Genomic DNA, 21978 nt, shown 5'->3' with positions numbered 1-21978 from the left:
GTCTTATTTATTTATTGTACCGGAATATAGGAATCAAGAATCAGCTTATCCTTTCTCACAACATACCCGCTTCCGCCCCGGTTCTTCACATCTTCCACCATGCTGACAAGAAGCAGCGGTGTCCTGGTATCAGGATCTGCAGTAAATACCGAAAACCAGCCAAGCTCCGTTCCGGTAGTATCCCCTTTGGAAGCCTTGATCTCAGCAGTTCCTGTCTTTCCTGCAAGGGTCAGGTCAGATCTCATAATGGCATGACCGGTTCCATGCTCTGAGCTGACGACCTTGATCAGATCCTCACGGACCAGATTGGCATTGTCTGCTGAGCAGGCTCCCTGAAGCCACACTTTGGGGGCAGCATTTTGCTCTGCTTTTAAAACAGGCTGTATCACATTGCCACCATTGGTAAACATGGTGTAAAGGGCTGCCAGGTGGATGGGATTAACAAGCATCTGCCCCTGTCCATAGCCGCTGTCAGCCAGCTGTACTTCCGTTTCGATCCGGTCTGAATTGGAATACTGGGACTTGGCAACGGAAATCTCAAAAGGAAGGTCCTGGTTAAATCCCAGCTTGTTAAGCCCTGACATAAAATCATCATAGCCAATCTTTAATGCAGCTTTGGCAAAATAAATATTATTTGAATAAATAAAAGCATTTTCTAAATTAAGGGGACTGCTGTCATGAAGGGTGGTTATGTAATAGTTTCCCCAACTCTCATCTTTTCTCCAGCTTAACCCGGTACTTCCATAATCCTCATTGGGATCAATGGCACCGCTTTCAAGTCCAACCACAGCCGTAATGGGCTTAAAGGAAGATCCTGGAGCAAACTTCTGACGGAACCGGTTATAAAGGGGCTTTCGCTCATCATTATTTAAGGAATCCCATTTTTCTGCCGGCATTCCCAGAATAAAATCATTGTCATCATAGGAAGGCGTGCTCACAAGAGCCAGAATCTCACCTGTATGGGGATTCATGGCTACACTGCAGCTTTTGTCTTCCTGAAATGCATCATAGATCGCACTCTGAAGCGTACTGTCAATGGTAAGTGTGATATCTGCACCATCGGTTCTGGGCCTTACCGCCAGCTTTTTCTTGCTGGTTCCCGTTGCATCTGTAATGGAAACAGTATGGCCGTTGGTTCCCTTTAATTCCTTTTCATACAACCCTTCCATACCGCTTTTTCCAATTACGCTGTCTGTTAAATAATCTTCTCCCTTATGTTTCTCCAAGTCCTCACTGGTCACATTCTGGACGTATCCTATGAGATGGGCGCCCTTTACCCCCAAAGGATAGGAACGCACGGAAGTGTCTGTAATTAACACTCCGGGAATTGTAAGGAGCTGATCCTGAAGCTCTTTGTTTTTCTGATCTTCTTCACTGACCTGATCTGCGTGTATCTGAAAGTCATCTACCTTTTTCAAGGTTTTTAAAGGAACAAAGGAATCTTCTTTTACCCAGCCAGCAGACAGCTTCTTTTGAATACTCTCCGGAGACATGGATAGAAGTTCTCCCAGTTTTTCCACATCCGCACCGGAATTCTCACTCATTTTCCCCGGAACAAGGCCGACAGAGGAAGCAGTTCCCTTTCCCGCCAGCATAAGACCGTTCCTGTCAAAAATAGACCCTCTTTGTGCCTCATCGGTTGAAACTCTGACTTTATCAGTTTTGTTAAGCTCTGGAAAGATCATGCTGTCATTCCATTCCAGTTTATAGCCGGTTTTCTTCTCTTTTTTAAATACTGCCTGATTGGAAAAACTGATCTCTCCTGCCAGACTGGTTAAACTCATCTGATAAGTGACTACTGCTTCCTCATCTTTTAAGTCAACGCCGGTTATATCTGCTTTTATGTTTTCCGCTTCAATTCCTTCATATATTTTCTTATTTCTGGCAATAAAATCTTCCTGGCTGATATTTAACTGGCTCTGCCCGTCAAGCATGCCATACATGGATTCATAATCCGCCTTTTGTAAGTTTGTCACATAATCAGAGAAAAGCACATCCGGCTTTTTTGACTGGTTCTTCTGACTTTCAAGCCGGAGAAATAAAAATCCTCCGGCCAGACCAATCATCAGTATTAATAACGTGCAAACAGCAGAAAACACAAATCGTCTCAATCCCCGTTTCGTTCCCCGTCTCATTCCATTTCTCCTTTAATCCGTACGAAGGTTATTGGATACACCGGAAGCCGTACCCGTTAAAATCTTCTCGGTATCTTCCAGATGGAAATAATAATTAAATATATTTTTTCCTACGCCTACCACATTACCGGAGCTGTATCCGTTTGCGATTCTTACCGTTATGGCAATCTGTGGATTCACAAGGGGTGCATATCCAATAAAAAGACCATGGTTTGGTTTTGTTTTTGATTCCTCTGCCGTACCGGTTTTTCCTGCTGCATCAATTTTTAAATCTTTTAAGTTTGCATTGGATTTTACCAGTTCGTTCATACCTTTTGCCACATCATTCCATACAAATTCCGGTAAGCTTACTGTACTGTTTAAGGCAGGAGTAAAGGATTTTACCACTGAGCCGTCTCCATCAGTAATCTTGCCAATCATAGACAGCTGATAACTTTGACCATGGTTCGCCAGCGTAGCTGTATAACGGGCTATCTGGGATGTGGTGTAGTTATGAGTTCCCTGACCGATGGATGAAGGAATGGCATACTGATCTGTTACATGAGGTTTTGCCTCTCCAATCTCAATTCCTGTATTCTTATCCAGATCCAGAAGCTGGGCATATTTAACTAAGGAGCCAAGTCCTTTATCCTCTGAAAAGCTTCCATCTGTTCCTGTTCCCAGCCTGTAAGTGATTTCTGACAGATATACGTTACAGGAGTTTTTAAGTGCATCGGCACTGGAAGAAATCACACCGTGGCCGGAACGTTTCCAGCATCGCAGAGGCGGTTCCACCTTGTCAAATGCACCAGTACATAATACACTGGTATCCGTCTGAATCACACCTTCCGTTAATCCGGCAATGACCGTAACCGGTTTAAAGGTAGATCCGGGTGCCGTTAACTGGCTGGTGGCACGGTTGAACAGAGGCAGGGATAAATCCTGTTCCAGCTGCTGGTAATAGGAGGTATCCATCTGGTTCGCCAGCCGGTTATTGTCATAACCCGGATAACTGACACAGGCTATGACCTCACCGTTCTGGGGATTGACCACAACAGCTGACCCGGAACAGGGATTTAACGCCAGCTGAGCCGGTGTAATCTCCAGATTGGTAATTTTCTTACGGATAAACTGATAGGGACTTAACTGACCATTCATAAGAAGAGGGTAGTCCGGATCATCTTTTGACAGAACTCCCTGTTCATATAGAAGCTGCTCTGTCTCTCTGCCGCTAAGGGATCCTTCTCCAATCATCGCCTGATAAATCTTCTGTTCGAAATCACGGTTTTCGGTGATATCCTGTAACATCTTTTCTTCCGCAAGGCGCTCTGCATCCTGGATCTCCGTATACTTTTCATTGTTTTCCAGGCGGCTTAAATCCATATGACCTGCTGCAATGGATTCGGTCAGGTATTGTCGTAAGCTTTTTTCTTTCCAGTCCCATGTGCCGCTTCCATTTAGCAGGAACTGATCTTTACGGGCCTGGCTGACCAGAAAATCCAGGTATCCCTGCATCTGGGGACCAAGTGCCTGGTAAGAGGCACCTGATGCGTCGAAGGCGGCTGAAAGCTGACCAATCACAGCTTCTTTTTTCTGTTTAAAATCTCCATAAACCTTTTTTTCCAGATCCGTTGCATTCTCAGCTTTTAATCGCTCCGTATCGATGACATGATTCTGTATCAACGCATAGTACACTTCGTCGGAAGCAATCCGGATCTGGGAGGCATCGGCTGCTTTTGGCATTTCTGCCCTTCTGGTCTCCACCATATTGGCAAGGAGAATTCCGGCTATCTGCTGTTTCAGCATCTGATATACTGCATCCTGCAAACCTTTATCCACCGTTAGGTAAACATCCTTGCCAGTTCCGGGGCTGTTGGTAATAACTGGTTCTGTCTTCGGATTTCCTACCACGTCGGTATAAAATTCCTGAGTTCCATCCTGTCCTCTCAGCCATTCTTCCATGGATTTTTCAATTCCACTTTTTCCGATTACGGACTGATTGGAATAAATACCGTTATTATCCCCAACGGCAGCCAGCTCATCGGCTGATATGCCACCTGTATATCCTAAAATAGAAGACATGCTTTCTCCGCCATAGTACACCCGGATGCTGCTGTTTTCCACATCAGCTCCCTGAAGATCGTGCTTTTGTTCCATTACCCCCACCATGGCTTTGTCAGATACATCGGAGGCCACCAGATACGGCAGGTATTTCCGGTAAGAATTTAAGGAAAGACCATAACGAATATTGGCAATCTGTAAGATCTCTTTGGGTGTTAAGGACGCAGGAAGCCTGTACAATTTCTGCTCCTCTTCCGGATAGGAAGAATCAATCATAAACTTCTTCTTTCCGCAAAGATCCTGCATCAGTTCATCGGCGGTCTTTTGTGACTGCTCTTCCGTCAGATCCGTAACCTGGCTCTTACCATAAAAGTCAGCCTTAAAGCGGCTCAGCTTCCAGCCATCCACCGAGTATTGATAATTTCCTTCTTCGTTTACCACAATGGGAAGACTGACATTTAACTTATCTTCATCTCCCACAAGACCAATCAGCTGATAGGCGATTCCGTTTAATGTTTTCTGTTTCTCTTTCTGATTCTTATAATTTCCGGAATCTTCCAGAGTAATGTTATAGGAAAGGCGGTTTGATGCCAGAAGCGTTCCGTTCCTGTCATAGATGTTCCCTCTGTTCCCGGGAAGCCTCTGGGTTTTCATAATGGAGGTGATGAATTCCTCCTGGCTGGCAGCTCCCTCCATAATCTGCAGGTGGTATAATCTTACCAGCAGCGATGATAATAAAAATCCAAAAAATAATCCCAATATCAGCAATCTGGGAATCTGAAATGAAATATCAGGTAAGCTTTTATTCTTAAATAGATGATTGCGGCGCATAATTCTCCTTATTCTTACGCTTGTAATATTTATAATATGAAAGGAACAGGGACACTTTATACCCTCCCTGTATACAGATAAATTACTACGTATGTAAGATTTGATTATACACCGGATCGATTCAGATGTAAACCGTTTTTTCATCGCAATGCCATCTGAAGCCGCTCCATTTCATAGAATTCCCCTTTTAACTCCATTAACGTCTGGTAGCTTCCTTCTTCCCTTATTTTCCCCTGGTCTAAAACCACGATCCGGTCTGCCCCTCTTACTGTGGAAAGCCTGTGTGCAACAATAAATGTAGTTCTTCCTTTAATCAGCTCATTGAGGGCATCCTGAATCTCCTTTTCTGATATGGTATCAAGAGCCGAGGTCGCTTCATCCAGTATAATCACCCGGGGATCTCTGATAATCGCCCTGGCTATGGAAATTCTCTGTCTCTGACCTCCGCTTAAATTGGCTCCATGTTCTCCAATCATGGTATTAAGACCATTGGGCAGCTTCGCAATCACTGATTTAAGATTTGCGGCTTCCACTGCATGATTCACCTCTTCATCAGATACATTGGTAAGACCATAAGTGATATTTTCCCTTACCGTACCGGTAAAGAGAATGGGGGTCTGGGGTACCACTGAGATAAATCTCCGGTAGCTTCTTAAATTAATTTCACTGATATCCGTTCCATCAATGGAAAGCCTGCCGCCGCCTGGTGTTATAAAACCAATTAACAGATTTAATATGGTGGTCTTTCCTGAACCGGACTCTCCCACCAAAGCGATGGTCTCTCCTTCCTTCACCTCCAGATCAATTCCCGATAAAACCGGTTCATTGGAGCCTTTATAGGAAAATGCGACATTCTGAAACCTAAATCTGCCCTTTAACTGGTTCAGTTCCCTCTTTCCCTCATTATGCTCCACATCATCGGAAATTAATACCTCGCCGATGGAAGAAACGGATTCCAGTCCCTTGGTCAGTATGGGAAGCAGATTAATCAGCCCCGCAAACTGGTTGACTACCGTGGTAAAGCTTGCCTGGTAAAAGGTTACATCGCCGATCTTTATGGAGCCTTTCCATGCCATATATCCGGAGAACCCCAGACACAGTGCCTGAAATACCTGAAATACACACCAGCTCACAGCCCCGAAATGAGCCTGCACCATATCCAGCCGGTATCCTTTGTCTGCCGTTTCTTCCAGCTGTTCTTTGATTTTATCCACCTCTTGTTTTTCAAGGGCATGGGCTCTTGTAACAGGAACCAGCTCCACCATCTCCATCACACGGGCACTGGTTTCCTCCATCTCACGTCGGAACGCCCGGTTCTCACTGTGAATCCGTTTGCGAAATGCAACGACTGTCACAGCGGTCACCGGAGCCACCAGAAGAAAGAACAGGAGCACTGACCTGTTTTTCACGGCTGTAATTCCCAGAGTGATGACCAGATTCATCAAAATATTCATGAGATTAACAAAAAGCTGGGAGGACAATGTCTCCACTGCTTCCACGTCACGTATGATCTTGGACTGAAGCCTGCCTGATTGTATCTGCGTATGGTATGGAATGGACAATTCCTGAAGTTTCCGGACCAGAGCTCCTCTTAAACCGGCTTCAGTTTTTCGTATAACCTGATTTTTGTACTTGTTGTGAAGCCAGTTTGCAGGAAGATGCACTGCTAAAAGCCCAATCCAGACTGCAACATTTAAGAGGATCTGACGCTTTCCCTCTTCTCCTCCTGCTATGGCTCCGTTGATTACATTGGCAGTCAGAAGCGCAGCAAAGAGACTGGGTGCATGCTTGATTACAAAAAAGAAAGTGGACAGAAGAAACTTATGGTACTGCCCTTTATAAAATCCAAGCAGCACCATAACCGAATGATTCCTGTACTTCCTATAGCAGTCAATAAACCGGTGTTCCATTTTCTCATATTGATCCATCGTCTTCTCCCTAGGAAACATCAAGCCCCTGATTCTCTATTACCACGTTTTTGCTGTCTAACAGATCTGCATAAGGTGACCCAAGCTTTCTCAATTCTTCGGAAAGAAACCCTGCCATGATGACAGCCCCCTCAGGTTTTAGATGGGTATTATCCCCAGGCCACATGAAATATGCTTTAGAGGCTAAATCTCCCACTGCGTTAAGATAAGTCTCTGTGATAGCGGTTAAGTCAATAACCGGAACGCCGGCTTCTTTTCCTGTCTGCCTGACCGCCTCCGGATAGGCTCCGTGGCTGCCGGGAAGAAATTTACCCTGGTCATTAAAATGCCTTCTGGCGATGGGAGTAATGAGCACTGGATAAGCGCCATTTTCTCTTGCCGCCTGAATAAACTTCATCAGGTTCTCTTTAAATGTGGTATCCGGGTCAGTATGGCGGGCCGGATCATCCTTTTCATCGTTGTGACCAAACTGTATAAAGAGATAGTCTCCCTCTTTCATTTCTTTTTCCATGAGAGCCAGTCGGCCTTCATCCAGAAATGATTTCGTACTTCTCCCATTTTGTGCATAGCTTTTCATCTCCACACCATCTGCCAGATAAAGAAGCATCGCCTGGGATATCCCTGTCTGGGGATATGTGGAAGCTTTATTAAATTTCACTGTGCTGTCTCCAGCATAAAAGATTGCTGCCATTTACGTACACTCCATAAGCTGCTCCTGTAAAACGTTTTCCTTTTGTCAGACCTTCCGAACAGATAGAAGTCACATCAGTCCACCGCCACAGGATTTTATTATTTAATAGAAAGGTTCTGTTAAGACCATCTGTCTCAACGCGGAATAAAACACGCCCTTCAAAAGAAAAATCCTTCTTTTCTGTCCTTACATAAGCGTTATCCACATATTCCGTTACAAATATCTGATTTTTTGTTACACCAAATTTTATGTAGGTGTTTTCATCATAGTACAAGGTCACACCTGCATCGGAGGTGAATTCCGATTTCTCTTCCTCTGGTATCCACATCTCAAACTCTGCTGCGAAGCTAAAATCCGGCTGAAATTTAAGTAGCATGCTATTGCACTTTTTGCTGCATAAATCAAATCCGTCACCTCTGATCCACAGCGTTCCATCTTCCCCTGTCCAGACACGTTTCCTGTCTCTTGTCCTTGGGGATAGCCAGACCTCTTTCGTATTGACTGCCGCTGGCTTTTCGTACATTTTGGGAAATGGAACCCGTTCCAAATAGGAAGGACCTTTTCTTTTATTTACCACAGGCCACCCATCTGCAGTCCAGATGATTTCGTCCAGGCAGGTTTCTCTGCCCAGCATTCCCCATGCCCCATTAATGAAACGAGAAGATAAATATACCATAAACCATCTGCCGTCTGGTGTCTCAACCGGCATTCCATGGCCGCAGCACTGTATGGCACCCATTTCATCCCACTGATGCATGATTGGATTGTAAGGGCAGTTTTCATAGGGTCCAAATAATCGTCTGGATCTTGCAACGGTAATCATATGGCCTTTTCCAGTTCCGCCTTCTGCCAGAAAGCAATAATAATACCCATCCTTTTTTATCAGATGAGGTCCCTCCGGCGCATGACCGGAATGCCCGTACCAGATCAGTTCCGGTTTGGATAGCAGTTGTTTTCCATCCTGGGAAATCTCCACTATTCTTGCTCCACGGTTAATCAGCATATACCGTTTTCCATCCTCATCCGTAAAAAGGGAGGGATCAATCCCTAAGAGATTATGAATGAACGGAGTCTCATAAGGACCTTCTGGATGAGTGGAACTGGTGATCATCTGCGTCTGAATATAAGGCGCATCATCATTATTGCGCAGAGTTGCACAGATATAAAATCTGCCATTGGAAAAGCTGATATCAGGCGCCCAGAATCCCCTTCCTCCTTCCAGATCTCCCAGAAATTCTTTTGCCCATATCTCATCTGTAACTGCGTAACCGATTGTTTTCCAGTGGATCAAATCCCTGGAATGAGAGATGGGAATGCAGGGAAAAAACAGGAAACTGGAATGTACCATGTAATAATCTTCTCCCACACGTACAATACTGGGATCCGGGTGCATTCCCCTTAAAACAGGATTGCGGTATGATTCCTCTAAGGAAAAACCGCATATACGTTTAAAATACTCTTCCATGGGCGACCCTGCCGCCAGATCATATGGCGTGCACATGGACTGATTTGCCCATGTGGGATCCATGTTGCAGCGCTCCACCAGATACTCCACCAGTTTTTGGTTTTTCCCTTTTACTGCATAATGGAGAAGACTGTTCCCATTCTCATCGCAGTCCTCTGTATTGAAACTGTGATCAATCAGGTGGACAACCGTCTCATACTCTCCCCGCTCTGCTGCCTCAAACGCCCTCTTTGCTGCCGCTTCCGTCTTTGATGTGTATAAATTCATATTCCCCATACCCTTCTGATCTTACGTTGTTTTTATTGGCACTCCACAGGCAAAGCTTTGCACCTGTCCAGGTCGCCCGGCATAGGGGCTGTGAATCTCCAATGGAGGTATAGCTGGTTTCATCCGGTGACCAGGAAAAGCGGTATGTTTTATCAGCAAGTAACTCCAGACGCAGATACACCGTATCATTCTCATAAGGACTGGAAGTTTCAAGAATTTCCCGTGCTTCTCCAAGCAGTTCCTTTTTTGTTACGGTTCCTTTGTACAGCATAAGACTGTTGCCATCAATGGTCCGCTCCAGAGCCAGATAGGCATAGGAATGTCCAATCATTCCTATGGATGCCATATCCCCTTCCGCTTCCCAGTTAAGGCGTACCTTTGTGACAGCTGTGAAAGTCTTTTGCTGGGGGATCTGAGTCATGGCATTGGGTGCATACCAGAGGTAATTTTCTCTGGTATTGTTCTTCATACAAAACAGACGGATTCCATTATGCCCTGCCAGCGAATAATAGGACTTTTGGGGATTTGCCTGCCACTGCCACTGAAGGCCGATGCTTTTCCCATTAAACTCATCTGACTGGGCAATTCTGTACTCTGGCTGCCCTTCTGTGGGAACCTTCCACTCCTTAACCGGTTCTCCGATTCCGTCTCCATTTTGATCCGTTCCGATAAAAGGCCAGCCATTATGAAAGCACATAGGCTGCAGATGAACAATCCTTCCAAGCTCATTGACGTCCTGGAAATGAATAAACCAGTGCCTGCCGTCAGGTGCTATGACCCAGCCGCCCTGATGAGGCCCGTTTACGAATGTATTTCCCTGATGCATCACAATCTTGTATTCATATGGCCCTTTTACAGCTTTCGCTCTCAATACAGACTGCCAGCCAGTTGAAACTCCTCCAGACGGCATTAGAATATAATAATATCCCTGGTCATAATACATCTTGGGTCCTTCTGTTGTGGGAGCAATCTGTTCCCCGTCAAATATAGTAACCGGCTCTCCAATAATATTTCTGCATAGAGGGTCGATTTCTACCAGATCCAGTCTGTGCTTGATCCCACACCGGCTGTTGGCATAGGCAAATACCATGTACGCTTTTCCATCAATATCCCAGAAAGGACATGGATCAATCCAGCCTTTCGCCTCATGGAGGCAGTGAAGTTTAAATTCTCCATATGGATCTTTTGATGTGGCTACAAAAATCCCTTCATCAGGAAGGGGAATAAATACGTAAAAGGTACCCTCATGAAAACGGATGGAGGGTGCCCAGGTTCCTGAGCCATGAGATGGCAGATCATATTTTTCAAAGGGCAGTGAATCCACACAGTGATTGATGATTTCCCAGTGAACCAGATCCCTGGAATGGAGAAGAGGTACACCTGGAAGATATGTAAAAGAAGAAGCTACCATATAATAATCTTCTCCTACCCGAATTACATCGGGATCTGAATAATCGGCATACAAAACCGGATTCTGATACATGGACATCGCAATTGCCTCCCATAATATAGTTCATGTGAAAAAAGGAGCAGAAATTCTGCCCCTCTTTCTGCCTGATCGTTACTCCTTTACGGCACCAATATTAACACCCTGAATAAAATACTTCTGGCAGAATGGATAAATGATCATGAAGGGGAGGATCGCCACAATAACAGCTGCGTTCTTTACTGTGTTCTCAGTTGCACCGCCAATTGCCTGGGGCAAATCACTTCCCATTATAACAGATCTTAACTTCATTTGAAAATTATATAAATTATCATTTGTGATATAAAGTTTATAATTGGTATAATCGTTCCAGTAAGATACAGCGTACATCAGACCAATTGCAGTAAGTGCAGCCTTTGATAATGGAAGGACAATTTTTAAAAATATTCCCATAGGAGGACAGCCGTCAATTTCTGCTGATTCAAATAAGCTGGCTGGAATACCCTCAAAGAAATTTCTCATAAGTACCATATTATAAACATTAATAGCCGGTAGAAGTATTACCACAAATAAGGTATTGGTCAGATGAAATGACTTCATTACCAGATAGGTGGGAATCATACCGCCGTTAAAAATCATGGTAAACAGCATAATATTTGCAAACAGCGTTCTTCCCGGCATCTTCCACTGAATCAGCACATAAGCGCCCAGTGTTGCCACGGTCAGTCCAGTAATCGTCCCCACTATGGTTGTAAATATAGAAACCAGAAACGGCTTATATAAAGTCGGATTGGTAAATACAGAGACATAACCTGCAAAACCAAATTTTTCCGGAAACAGTTTCATACCATAAGCTGTCTTTAAATCAAAGGAGTCAATGAGAACCTTGTAGATCGGGATAATCATGATAAGACTTATGAGTACAAATATGATCACCAGCATATAGTCAAATGCGGTTGCTTTCTTTTTCATGTTTTCTCCTCCCTACACAATTCCTCTTCCGCGAACTTTATAGCTTGCCTTGTTGCAGAGAAGCACAAGGAAACAGCCCACCAGCGAGGAAATCAGACCTACTGCTGTTGTATAGCCATAATCAGGCAGAGCGCCGGAATTAAATGTCTGTGTGTAAATATAAGTCTGAAGTACATCTGCCTGCTGGCGAACCGCATCGTTTTGCATAACGAATACAGATTCAAACAGATTCATTACCTTGGCAAGATTTAAAATCAGGACTGTAATAATGGTGTTGTTAAGTGCCGGCATGGTTATGTAACGAAGCCTGTTAAACCGCCCTGCTCCATCCATGGAAGCTGCCTCATAAAGCTCCGGATTGATTCCGGAAAGTGTAGCCATGAAGATAATCGTTCCCCAGCCTGTATCCTTCCAGACGTTAATCACATAATACATCGGCCGCCACCAGTTCTGACTTCCAAGATAATAGATTCCCTCATTTAAAATTCCAAGCCTGATCAGCACGGCATTTAAAAGACCGGCCCCGGTAGGAGAAAGAATCAGGGAAAAAACGGATGCAGTAACAACCCATGACATGAAATGCGGCAGATACACAATCGTCTGTGTGATCTTTTTAAAGGTCGCAGACCGAAGCTCATTGAGCATAAGAGAAAGCACAACGGCCATAATGGTATTCAGCAGAAGCTTCACAATACTTAAGACAATGGTATTCCCAAATGCACTCCAGAAGCCCGGCATATTCATCATCTTTTCAAAATGTGCCAGACCGATAAATACGGGTTCTTTAATTCCTTTATAGGAATAAAAGGCATATCTGATGCCCAGCATGGGAAGATAATGAAACACCAGTGCAAAAATCAGAACAGGAAGAAACATCACATAAAATCCCCTGTAATAATGGAGCGAAACAAGCAACGGCCGTTTATTTTCGCCTGCAGCATACGCTGCAGGCCCTTTCATCTTTTTATTCATAGGAAACCTTTCTAAATCTATTTTGCAGATTCTTTCTTGTTAAGTGAATCCACGATTGTCTGTGACCATTTTACACCGCCATCGCTTTCGAAACGCTTGAATGCTTCGTCTATGGAAGTACCCTGTACGACAACATCTGCAATAATGGATTTCTTCAGTGTCATTAAATCTCCGTTGTAGGTAGCCATTTCTTCGGTAGAAGGAGTGATGGTTGCCTGACGGCAGTTTTCATTAAATACAGTCTGGGCATTCTTTGCCTCATCTTTTACTGCAGCCTTTCCAGGATCCCCTTCCCAGGTTGCGATGGAAAGCATTGGATCAAGATGCTGTTTGGTGTACTGTGTTCCAGGATTTTCAAGACTTTCTCTTAAATGGAATTCACCCTCATTATATGCCTTGTCAAGAACTGTTTCTGCTTTCTTTGACCAGTGAACATCTTCCACTCCATAGGTCCAGAGCATTTCCATATCACCGCCATCTAACATGGACTCGATCAGGTATTTAAATACGCCTTCCGGATTTTCACAGGAAGAAGTAATTGCCCAGACCGGAGCCGTTCTTTCCACATAAGTACCAACCTCTTTAATCGGTTTTAATGGAATGAGTTCACTGTCATGACCGTTTGATTCCAGATTGTTCTTTAAATTGCTTGCCCAGGTGCCTGCCCAGTAAGTAAATACGCCGAATTTATCCTCGTAAAACTTATTACGGCAGTCTTTTGTTCCGTTTGTTAAGGTTTCCTTATCAATATAGCCTGCTGCATAAGCTTCTCTCATACGCTGCAGCGCATCCTTAAAGTTATCCTTGGTAAATCCATCATACCAGACACCGTCTTCCCCCTTTGCAAAGGAAGGATACGCGTCCTGATAGAATTCCGGCAGATAATTGGTCCATGGCTCTTCTGATCCGATGAATCCGGCAGCTGATAAACCATAGGTATCTCCATTTACTCCGTTGCCGTCCGGATCACCCTCTGTAAATGCCTTCAGCATGTTTAAATATTCATCATAAGTTGTAGGTGCAGTCAGTCCGCAGTTATCCAGCCATTTCTTCTTTACATATGTAACACAGCCGTTTCCTCTGGTAACCGGAAATCCGTAGAGCTTTCCGTCAATCTTCATATTGTCTACAACATCATCCCCGGTAAAACGTCCGGATGACTTAAGTTCTGAATTCTCCCATGCCTGTGTCATATCCCAGAGTGCACCTTCCTCCGCATATCCGGTATAGAAGCTGCCAGCAAGGATAATTGCATCCGGCCAGTTCTCTGGACCGGAAGCAAACGTCTGACCCAGAACATCAAAGTAAGCATCATGATCCGGCTGTACAATCTCTAAATCAATCCCGGTCAGTTCTTCCCATCTTTTTTCAAATGCATCTCTGTTATTTTGTTTTGTCATAACTGTTGCATTTACCATAATGGTAATCTTCTCCGGTTTTTTAATTTCATTCTCCGCTTTGCTCTCTCCTGTTGAAGAGCTGCTTTCCGTATTCCCACCGGCTTTCGTCACATCTGCTCCAGATTTGGCAGATGAGGAACAGCCGCTTAAAGCCATTGATGCAGCCATGGTAACCGCCATACCAGCTGCAAGCATTTTTTTTACTCTCATTTGAAACCTCCCTATATATAATTTTTTATTATTGGTGGTGCGCACCTTTTCGCATTGCCATCATAGCATCTCATACACACAATATCAACGCGCATTATTTACTATCGTTGTTCATTTTTAGCTAAACAGTCCGTTTTCCAAGCTATTTATTATGCACATTTTATATTACCGGTATTAGTCCTTCTCCCATTCGACATTATTATATAGGAAGCGACTGGGATCGGTTTTGAGTACATATTTTACGTTCTATGTACAGTTCTTCATGTAAGAAGTGGATTTGATTGATTTTAGTACCGTTTCATACTATAATTTTCAATATGAAAAAAGGAATGGTGCATATGAAAAATCGCAAACTCACATTAAAACATAATAGAAATATGTCCTATAAAAATCAGCTGATGCTGTCCTATACGTTGATTCTGGCAATCATTCTTCTGATTGGGGTAATTCTTTACTCTCTTTCCTACCGTCAGGTAAAAAACGGTATTTATCAGCAGAACCGGCTCAGTCTGTCTGCCTCTGTTAAACAGCTGGACAATACGATGGAGCTTACCAATGCAGCCGTGAAGCAGATTACCACCAACAGCCTGTTTAATAACCTGATCAACAAAGTAAACAGGGGGGATTCTTCGTTTTATTATCTTGGTTATAAGACCCAGCAGAGTCTTAAATCCATTACACCGGTGGAATTTCTGCTGCCAATAAACAACTCCTTCATTTATATAGAGAAATCCAGCTATGCCATCTCCCCCATTCTTTTTTCGGATTTCGATTTCTTTATCTGGAATAATACAAAGTATCCAATCGATCCAGCCCAGTTATCAAAAATACTGGTAGATCCGTCTTACTGGAACAAATTTATTCCTTTTGAACAACTTGGCACCTCGTCAAAAAACTTTTTGTACCTATATCCTCTGACATCTGCCTCTCAGGTGGCCAATCACAGCAGTTCCGTGATCTGCTATCAGTTTGAACACGAAAAAATTATGGCATTTTTTTCAAATATTAATTTATATCATAACGGGTATCTGGTTGCATACGACAAAAACGGCAATCAGACGTTCCTTCTCTCCGGAGGCGGGCCTGTTATTGAATACGAAACCTTGAAAAATATGGACTTTGAACATAATATCGCACATTTTACCCAGGGCAGTAACAGGGAGGAAATGCTGATCACTACTGTATCTTCTTCCTATAGTAACTGGAATTACTACCTGATACAGCCGGAGGAAGAAGCCTACTACTCCATCACCCCCTATCAGCGTTTTTTTACAACCGTGACTCTGGCAGCCATCATTCTTGGGGGAATCCTGGCTGTGATCTTTTCATCCTTTGGAAATCAAAAGATTTTAAAGCTGTCCAATGAACTGAACCTAAAGGAATCGCTGGCAAGCTCCTTAAACCTGCTTGTGGAAAAGCAAAAACCGGTTGTGGCTGAGTCCTATATGCGACGGATCATGGAAGGCAGCATTACCAATAACGTAGAGATGCAGTATATCATAGATGAACTTGGTCTGGAACGCCCTGACACTAAATTCCACGTTTTGTATACAGAAGTATCCCCATCTGAGGAATCCCATATCTGTACCAAGGATTTGGAATTGTGCTTTGAAAATTACGATATGCTGGTGAGAGAAGCCCTCCGGCGCTATTACCCGGATACCGGATATATTTACAAGCCTTCAGACCGGGCTTTTGCCATATTGATTGCGTCTGGTGAATCTTTACATTTTGAACAGGTTTTAGAACAGAGCAGAAATACCTTTATTTCTATGCATAATGAACTTCTGCAAAAATATGGAATCTGGATCCGCGGCGGGCTGGGCGCACGTAACGGGCTGATTTCCTATACCTGGAAATCCTATCAGCAGGCAAAGGAAGCCAAATCCATCACAACTACGGAAAAATATATTTTAAGCCGCTATGATTTTACAAAATCCAATGATGTTTATTATTATCCGGAAAGTCTGTCCATTCAGCTGAGCGGTTTTATTTCCACCGGTAACAAAGAACAGGTAAAGGAGCTTTTTAAGCTGATACGGGATGAGAATACATCAAGACGCAGCCTTTCCTTTACCCAGCAAAAATGGCTTTTATCGGATATTCGTTCCACTGTGTTTAAAAAGAGACATAGCATTACAGAAGAAGGTCTTTTAGAAGACAGGCTGAAACTGCTTGATATGATTGATAAACAGTTTGAAGGAGAAATCAGTATTGACAGCTTAAAAACCATCGCATTAGAGCTTTGTGATGTCTGCGGAACAGAAACAGAAAGCAACGAGCTGATTATTAAAATACAGGATTATATCGTCAATAATTACCATGATCCAGATTTATGCCTGACAAAAATATCGGATATATTTGGTATTTCGGAAAATTATTTCAGCTATCTCTTTAAAAGAGAGGTGTCCGAGAATTTTTCCACTTACTTAGAACGACTTAGAATGGCAAAGGCAAAGGAGATCATATCAACAACTGATACCAGTCTTTCCACGCTATACGAATATCTTGGTTATAACAATGCCGCCTCTTTCAGGAGGGCATTTAAAAAGAATTTTGGTGTATCACCGAAGGAAATGAGGGATAAGGTAAATGCATAACAACAAGATACCATCAAAAGAACACATGGAACAGCTTTGGCTCAGACTGAAAGAAAGCGGGCTTCCCATTCATAGTTTTCTGGCTGAACAGGGCGGAACTCTTCTTACGGAAAACTATCAGGCACCTTATACAAAACAGGACCTTCACCGCATGTTCTCCATCACAAAGAGCTTCTGCTCCCTGGCAGTGGGATATCTTCTTGAGGACGGTCTGATTTCCCTTTCAGATCCTATAACCGGCTATTTCCCGGAATACTCAGATGCTGAAACGAAAAGTCCCTGGCTCATGAATATGACCATACAGCAAATGCTGATGATGCAGACCTGCCACTCTTCAACCACCTATAAGATTGACAGGCAGAAAAACTGGGTGGAAAGCTTCTTTTTGGTTCCGCCTACCCATAAAAGCGGGGAAACCTTTCTCTATGATACTTCCGCTGCCCATACGCTGGCAGCACTTGTAAAAAAACTGACAGGAAAAGGAGTTCTTGATTATTTAAGAGAGAAATGTCTGGATAAACTTGATTTTTCCAAAGATGCGTATATTATAAAAGATCCCTTTGGTAGTGAAATGGGCGGCTCCGGCCTGATGGCCTATTCCCTTGATTTATTAAAGACTGGCAGATTCTGTATGAATACATTGAAACATGGGACGGGGGTTTTTGCAGATTATTTAAGAGATGCCGTTTCCTTTCAGGTTCCCACCATTCATTTCGGACAGACCTTAGATGAGAAGCAGGGATACGGCTATCAGATATGGCAGATCCGGAATGGCTTTGCCATGTATGGTATGGGAAGTCAGTATGTGCTTTTTTATCCGGAGCTGGATATGGTCATAGTCATTACGGCAAATACTCAGAATATCAGAGGGGGACAACAAAAAATACTGGATCTGGTTCGGGATGGACTAAAGGAATTTCTAAGTCCGGTTCCCAGCTTTCCTGTCTTTTCCGGTCCCTCTCATTTAAACGCCGTTTACCGCCTTCTGCCCGGCCGTCAGAGATTTACAAGGCTTGCCCTTTCCCTTGACTCCAAAGAAGGCAGTCTTACCCTGTCCGGACCGGATAAGACATACACATTCTCTTTTTCCTTTACAGAACCTGCTGTCAGCATCTTAAATGGCTACAAACAGAGAATTGCAGTCAAAGCTTTGTGGGCAGATTCCAGAACACTTTATCTCCCTGTTTCCGTTGTGGGAGAATACGTGGGTTCCATCCATATCCTTTTAACTCTGTCAGAAGACGGTATTACCGTATGGATGAAAAAGATAGAAGAAACTCTTTTCCATGAATTCAGCGGATTTTTAACCGGATTCAAAGAGTAGATTATTTCATGATATCTTCTCCCCTGGCAGCTCTGGCTACGATACCAGAGGAAGCCAGAAGAGCGATCAGGTTTGGAAATACCATAAGTGCGTTAAAAAGGTCAGATAAATTCCAGACCAGCTGAACCTTTAGAAATGATCCAAGCACCAGGAACAGTACAACGATCAACGCATATACCTTGGTTGCTTTCGGTCCAAAAAGTGCTTTCACATTTACCTCACCGAAAAAGTACCAGCCAATGATTGTTGAAAATGCGAAAAACAGGAGGCAGATTGCTACAAAAGCGTTGCCAAAGGAACCAAACGCCTGACTGAAGGCTGCCTGTGCAAGGGCGGTTCCCTGAGGCGCTCCCTCCACCCCTGGTGCCAGTTTGCCAGAAGTAAGTATTACCAGTGCGGTGAGATTAAGTACTACAAAGGTATCAATGAATACGCCCATAATGGCCATAACACCCTGATCCTGAGGCTTCTCCACCTTTGCCATTGCATGGGCATGAGGCGTTGAACCCATACCTGCCTCATTGGAAAAAAGACCTCTTGCAACGCCATAGCGCATGGCTTTCTGAACTCCGATTCCTGCTGCACCGCCAAGCAGTGCCTGGGGGCGGAATGCACCAATCAGAATGGACTCCAAAGCCGGCAGGAGTTCGCTACGGTTTATTACCAGCACAATCAGACAGCCGATTATATAAAAAGCAGCCATGGCCGGAACCAGTTTTTCAGTCAGAGAAGCAATCCGTTTTACTCCTCCCATAAAGGTAAAAGCCGCAACTGCAGCAATGACGATACCAACAATCAGGGGATCCAGACCAAATGCGGTGTGAAACGCCAGACCGATGGAATTAGCCTGAACCATATTACCGGTAAATCCCAGTGCAAAAATGATTGCCAGAGAGAAAAATACAGCCATTATCTTACCGGCAGTTCCTTTAAAACGGGCTCTGATATAATAAATCGGACCCCCTGTCACTTCACCATGGGAATTGACAGTTTTATATTTTTGAGCGAGAACAGCTTCTCCATAGTTGGTCGCCATTCCAAAAAAGGCACTGAGCCACATCCAGAATATTGCTCCAGGTCCTCCGGAATAAAGTGCTGTGGCACAGCCTGCAATATTACCCGTACCTACCTGGGCTGCAATTGCCGTAGTTAATGCCTGAAAGGAGGACATTCCGTCTTTGCCGGCATTTTCGCCGTTCAGCTTAAAACTGCCGAACATCCGCTTAAATCCTTCTCCAAATTTTCTGACCTGTACAAACCGGGTGCGGACAGTAAATAAAATACCTGTTCCAACCAGCAGATACAGTAAAATGCTGTTCCAGACAATGCCGCTGACTTGATCGACCAGCTGTGTAAATTGTTCCATGTGATAGACCCTCTCTTTTTGTTTAATAAAAAAAGCCAAACCATACGGGATGATTTGGCTCTGAAAGCAAACAAATAAGGGCATCACTGCCGCTAAACGTTTGAACTTAAACTCTGTCCTTTTGCCTGAGAGATTAACGCGGTTTCCCGCGCCTTGCACCTTCGGCACTCATTCATGAGATTCTCCAGAGCCACATCCATTCATAGTCCTTATCCGGTACTCCGGATGCCTGAGAGTGTTACTCCTTCGGCAGACAATCGTCATTTTCCTACGAACTTCGCTTGTTGGTTTATTACTTTTTCACTTTATCACATTAACATAGGCTCTTAAGAATGTCAAGTCTATGCTTAACTTTCTTTCCTCCTGATACTTTATTTTCTTTTCTTTCTGTAAGCCAAAACGCCTCCAACGCCAATAATAGCACAAACCGATGCGATTACTGCCAGAATGCCACCAGGACTATTTTGAGACGTTTCTTCCTGGTTACCTGCCTGGCTTTCGGCTTCAGACTGGCTTTCCGCAGATGTCTCAGCTTTCCCATCCTTTGCAGCAATATTCTCACCAAATGTAGTGGAAATTCCATAATACTTGTCAAATTCAGATCTGTCTGAATAGGAAGTACTTAAAGCATTGCTGGTGTCTGTTGTTATTGTCTCTGTATAAGTTCCTGTAACAGTCAGAGTCCGGGAACCTGTACCGGTTACCACTGTCTTTCCATTTGCTACAATGGTTACTGTCTTTCCATCTTCATCCACAATAGAAGCGCCTTTTTCGGCGTTCAGATTACTGATCTCACAGTCCTTTACAAGCACCCACTTGGAGGTACTGTCCAGATTGACGGTAACAGGTGACTCTGTTGTCTTCGTATTCACAGAATTGGTCTGAATTACAGTTGAACCGGTGTAGGTTGTATTTTCAAGAAGATACAGTTCCAGGCTGCTGATGGTATCAACTGAAATTGTCCCGTTTAGTGTCTGGTTTAATCCGGTAAATTTCACTTTTGAACCATTGCTTCCGGCAGTTCCCCAGTTATTGGAATCATTGCCCTCCACAGTGAGCAGACCTGCATTATCGCTGTCAAAATCCAGTTTTGTATTGCTCAGCACAATATTGGCTTCTGTATTGGTACTATAAAACATGGAACCACTTTTTACTGCGCTTTTTAATGTGGAATCTGCTGCTTCAAAGGTTGCTGCTTCACCAGTGGAGGCTTCCGCATCTCCTGATGTTGACTGATAGATAATGATTCCGTTTGCAACCGGATCACTGGCTGTTTTACCTGTATTGGCACTGGTAAGACTGGAATGATAAATACGAATTGTATTAAGCCCTTCCATTCCTGCAATCTGGCTGCCTGTTGATGAACCAGTAACGTTGTCTACCTCAATATTACCTGTGGAATAAAGAAGAGGAGATCCCGATCCTTCCGTAGATAATGTACTGTTGGTAACGGATATGGTTCCGCCTCCCCGGTCTGTAGCAATGGCTGCACTATGATCCCCTTTGGTGGAAATATCCATTAAATTCGCTATGATTGTACCTCCATAGGTAGCATCCAAACCTCTGGAATTGCCGGCAGAGGTAGAAATCTGATTGTCATTGGCATAAATCACAGCATTATCGGTAGAAAAGATACCGTTACTCCCTTCACTGTCAGCCCTTAAGGAACTTCCAGATATATATGCCTTTGAATCACTGTTTACCCCAAGAAGAATGGAATTCAGACCGTAAAAATTACAATTGTCTCCATTGGTATCATCACCGGATTTCTGTAATGTACCCTCTGTAATGGTTAAAGTTCCTCCGTTTTGAACCAGTGCAGCGTTCTGGTCTGGGTCTGAAGCAGTGATGGATTCTTTATCAGAGGAAACCTCTTTCCCGTCAGCTACCAGCGCAGCCGTATAACTACCCTTATAATCAAATGTCATGGTATCTGCACCTCCCACTCCTCCAGGAGGCGCCTGATTCATGTCAGAGGGCTGCTGACCCTGAGTTTTTTCTTCCCCCTGTTGTGTCTGACCGGCAGGTGCTCCGTCAGGCGGCTGCTGGCCATTCTCAGGAGGTTGACCTGTTGGAGCTCCTTCGGGTGGCTGTTGTCCATTTTCAGGGGGTTGACCAGTTGGAGCCCCTTCGGGCGGCTGCTGGCCACCGGGTCCACCTGCGGGCGGCTCTGAGGACTGAGTTGTTACCTGTGTTGTATTTGCAGCATGAATCGTTACTGTCTGTGACGCCATGGAAACCACCATCGTCATGACTAAAATTCCAGCCATTGTTTTATTAAATCTGTTAAAATGCATATTTACTGCCTCCTCTGACTTATTGACTTTTCATTTTGAAAACATTGTATATTA

13 protein-coding genes and 1 riboswitch are annotated in these 21978 nt (G+C 43.9%); of the genes, 2 read left to right on the top strand and 11 right to left on the bottom strand.

Annotated features, from left to right (window positions below; translation table 11 throughout):
* Positions 1–11 precede the first annotated feature (11 nt).
* The 9 genes from BXY41_RS03600 to BXY41_RS03560 form a co-directional block, all read right to left on the bottom strand.
* The gene (locus BXY41_RS03600; protein ID WP_104434782.1) at positions 12–2135 is read right to left on the bottom strand and encodes a penicillin-binding transpeptidase domain-containing protein; all 2124 of its coding nucleotides are present in this window, start codon (positions 2133–2135) and stop codon (positions 12–14) included.
* Between the two features lie 12 nt (positions 2136–2147).
* Entirely contained in the window at positions 2148–5006 is a 2859-nt protein-coding gene (locus BXY41_RS03595; RefSeq protein WP_170072196.1) for a penicillin-binding transpeptidase domain-containing protein, read from the bottom strand.
* Positions 5007–5146: 140 nt separating this feature from the next.
* Positions 5147–6934, bottom strand: coding sequence for an ABC transporter ATP-binding protein (locus BXY41_RS03590; RefSeq protein ID WP_242980031.1), 1788 nt, complete (start codon positions 6932–6934; stop codon positions 5147–5149).
* Between the two features lie 10 nt (positions 6935–6944).
* Positions 6945–7592, bottom strand: coding sequence for a rhamnogalacturonan acetylesterase (locus BXY41_RS03585; RefSeq protein WP_242980030.1), 648 nt, complete (start codon positions 7590–7592; stop codon positions 6945–6947).
* Positions 7582–9357 carry a family 43 glycosylhydrolase gene (locus tag BXY41_RS03580; RefSeq protein WP_170072194.1) on the bottom strand — a complete coding sequence of 592 codons (1776 nt, stop codon included), beginning with the start codon at positions 9355–9357 and terminating at the stop codon, positions 7582–7584. The genes BXY41_RS03585 and BXY41_RS03580 overlap by 11 nt, the downstream gene beginning before the upstream one ends.
* Complete coding sequence (locus BXY41_RS03575) at positions 9308–10846, bottom strand: glycoside hydrolase family 43 protein (RefSeq protein WP_104434778.1); 1539 nt, start codon at positions 10844–10846, stop codon at positions 9308–9310. Before BXY41_RS03575 ends, BXY41_RS03580 begins: the two co-directional genes overlap by 50 nt.
* A gap of 72 nt (positions 10847–10918) precedes the next feature.
* A complete protein-coding gene (locus BXY41_RS03570) occupies positions 10919–11755 on the bottom strand; it encodes a carbohydrate ABC transporter permease (protein ID WP_104434777.1) in 837 nt (278 codons plus the stop codon).
* 12 nt (positions 11756–11767) lie between these two features.
* Complete coding sequence (locus BXY41_RS03565) at positions 11768–12727, bottom strand: ABC transporter permease (RefSeq protein ID WP_104434775.1); 960 nt, start codon at positions 12725–12727, stop codon at positions 11768–11770.
* Positions 12728–12744: 17 nt separating this feature from the next.
* Complete coding sequence (locus BXY41_RS03560) at positions 12745–14337, bottom strand: extracellular solute-binding protein (RefSeq protein ID WP_104434773.1); 1593 nt, start codon at positions 14335–14337, stop codon at positions 12745–12747.
* Between the two features lie 338 nt (positions 14338–14675).
* On the opposite strand from BXY41_RS03560, the gene BXY41_RS03555 reads away from it, so the two are divergent.
* A complete protein-coding gene (locus tag BXY41_RS03555) occupies positions 14676–16937 on the top strand; it encodes a helix-turn-helix domain-containing protein (protein WP_170072192.1) in 2262 nt (753 codons plus the stop codon).
* Entirely contained in the window at positions 16930–18261 is a 1332-nt protein-coding gene (locus BXY41_RS03550) for a serine hydrolase domain-containing protein (RefSeq protein WP_104434747.1), read from the top strand. The genes BXY41_RS03555 and BXY41_RS03550 overlap by 8 nt, the downstream gene beginning before the upstream one ends.
* A 1-nt stretch (position 18262) precedes the next feature.
* On the opposite strand, the gene BXY41_RS03545 is transcribed toward BXY41_RS03550, so the two are convergent.
* Entirely contained in the window at positions 18263–19627 is a 1365-nt protein-coding gene (locus BXY41_RS03545) for an alanine/glycine:cation symporter family protein (RefSeq protein WP_104434745.1), read from the bottom strand.
* 103 nt (positions 19628–19730) lie between these two features.
* Positions 19731–19825: riboswitch (glycine riboswitch) on the bottom strand.
* Positions 19826–19998: 173 nt separating this feature from the next.
* A complete protein-coding gene (locus BXY41_RS03540; RefSeq protein WP_104434743.1) occupies positions 19999–21924 on the bottom strand; it encodes a proline-rich domain-containing protein in 1926 nt (641 codons plus the stop codon).
* Positions 21925–21978: the final 54 nt, after the last annotated feature.

It is taken from the genome of Lacrimispora xylanisolvens (genome assembly GCF_002934545.1).
In the GTDB taxonomy this organism is placed as follows: Bacteria; Bacillota; Clostridia; order Lachnospirales; family Lachnospiraceae; genus Lacrimispora; species Lacrimispora xylanisolvens.
This window is presented reverse-complemented; position numbering and strand designations above follow the sequence as displayed.

Coding starts and splice junctions, on each gene's coding strand:
- BXY41_RS03600 (WP_104434782.1), bottom strand. CDS start 2,135: ATGAGACGGGGAACGAAACGGGGATTGAGACGATTTGTGTTTTCTGCT.
- BXY41_RS03595 (WP_170072196.1), bottom strand. CDS start 5,006: ATGCGCCGCAATCATCTATTTAAGAATAAAAGCTTACCTGATATTTCA.
- BXY41_RS03590 (WP_242980031.1), bottom strand. CDS start 6,934: ATGGATCAATATGAGAAAATGGAACACCGGTTTATTGACTGCTATAGG.
- BXY41_RS03580 (WP_170072194.1), bottom strand. CDS start 9,357: ATGAATTTATACACATCAAAGACGGAAGCGGCAGCAAAGAGGGCGTTT.
- BXY41_RS03575 (WP_104434778.1), bottom strand. CDS start 10,846: ATGTCCATGTATCAGAATCCGGTTTTGTATGCCGATTATTCAGATCCC.
- BXY41_RS03570 (WP_104434777.1), bottom strand. CDS start 11,755: ATGAAAAAGAAAGCAACCGCATTTGACTATATGCTGGTGATCATATTT.
- BXY41_RS03565 (WP_104434775.1), bottom strand. CDS start 12,727: ATGAATAAAAAGATGAAAGGGCCTGCAGCGTATGCTGCAGGCGAAAAT.
- BXY41_RS03560 (WP_104434773.1), bottom strand. CDS start 14,337: ATGAGAGTAAAAAAAATGCTTGCAGCTGGTATGGCGGTTACCATGGCT.
- BXY41_RS03555 (WP_170072192.1), top strand. CDS start 14,676: ATGAAAAATCGCAAACTCACATTAAAACATAATAGAAATATGTCCTAT.
- BXY41_RS03550 (WP_104434747.1), top strand. CDS start 16,930: ATGCATAACAACAAGATACCATCAAAAGAACACATGGAACAGCTTTGG.
- BXY41_RS03545 (WP_104434745.1), bottom strand. CDS start 19,627: ATGGAACAATTTACACAGCTGGTCGATCAAGTCAGCGGCATTGTCTGG.
- BXY41_RS03540 (WP_104434743.1), bottom strand. CDS start 21,924: ATGCATTTTAACAGATTTAATAAAACAATGGCTGGAATTTTAGTCATG.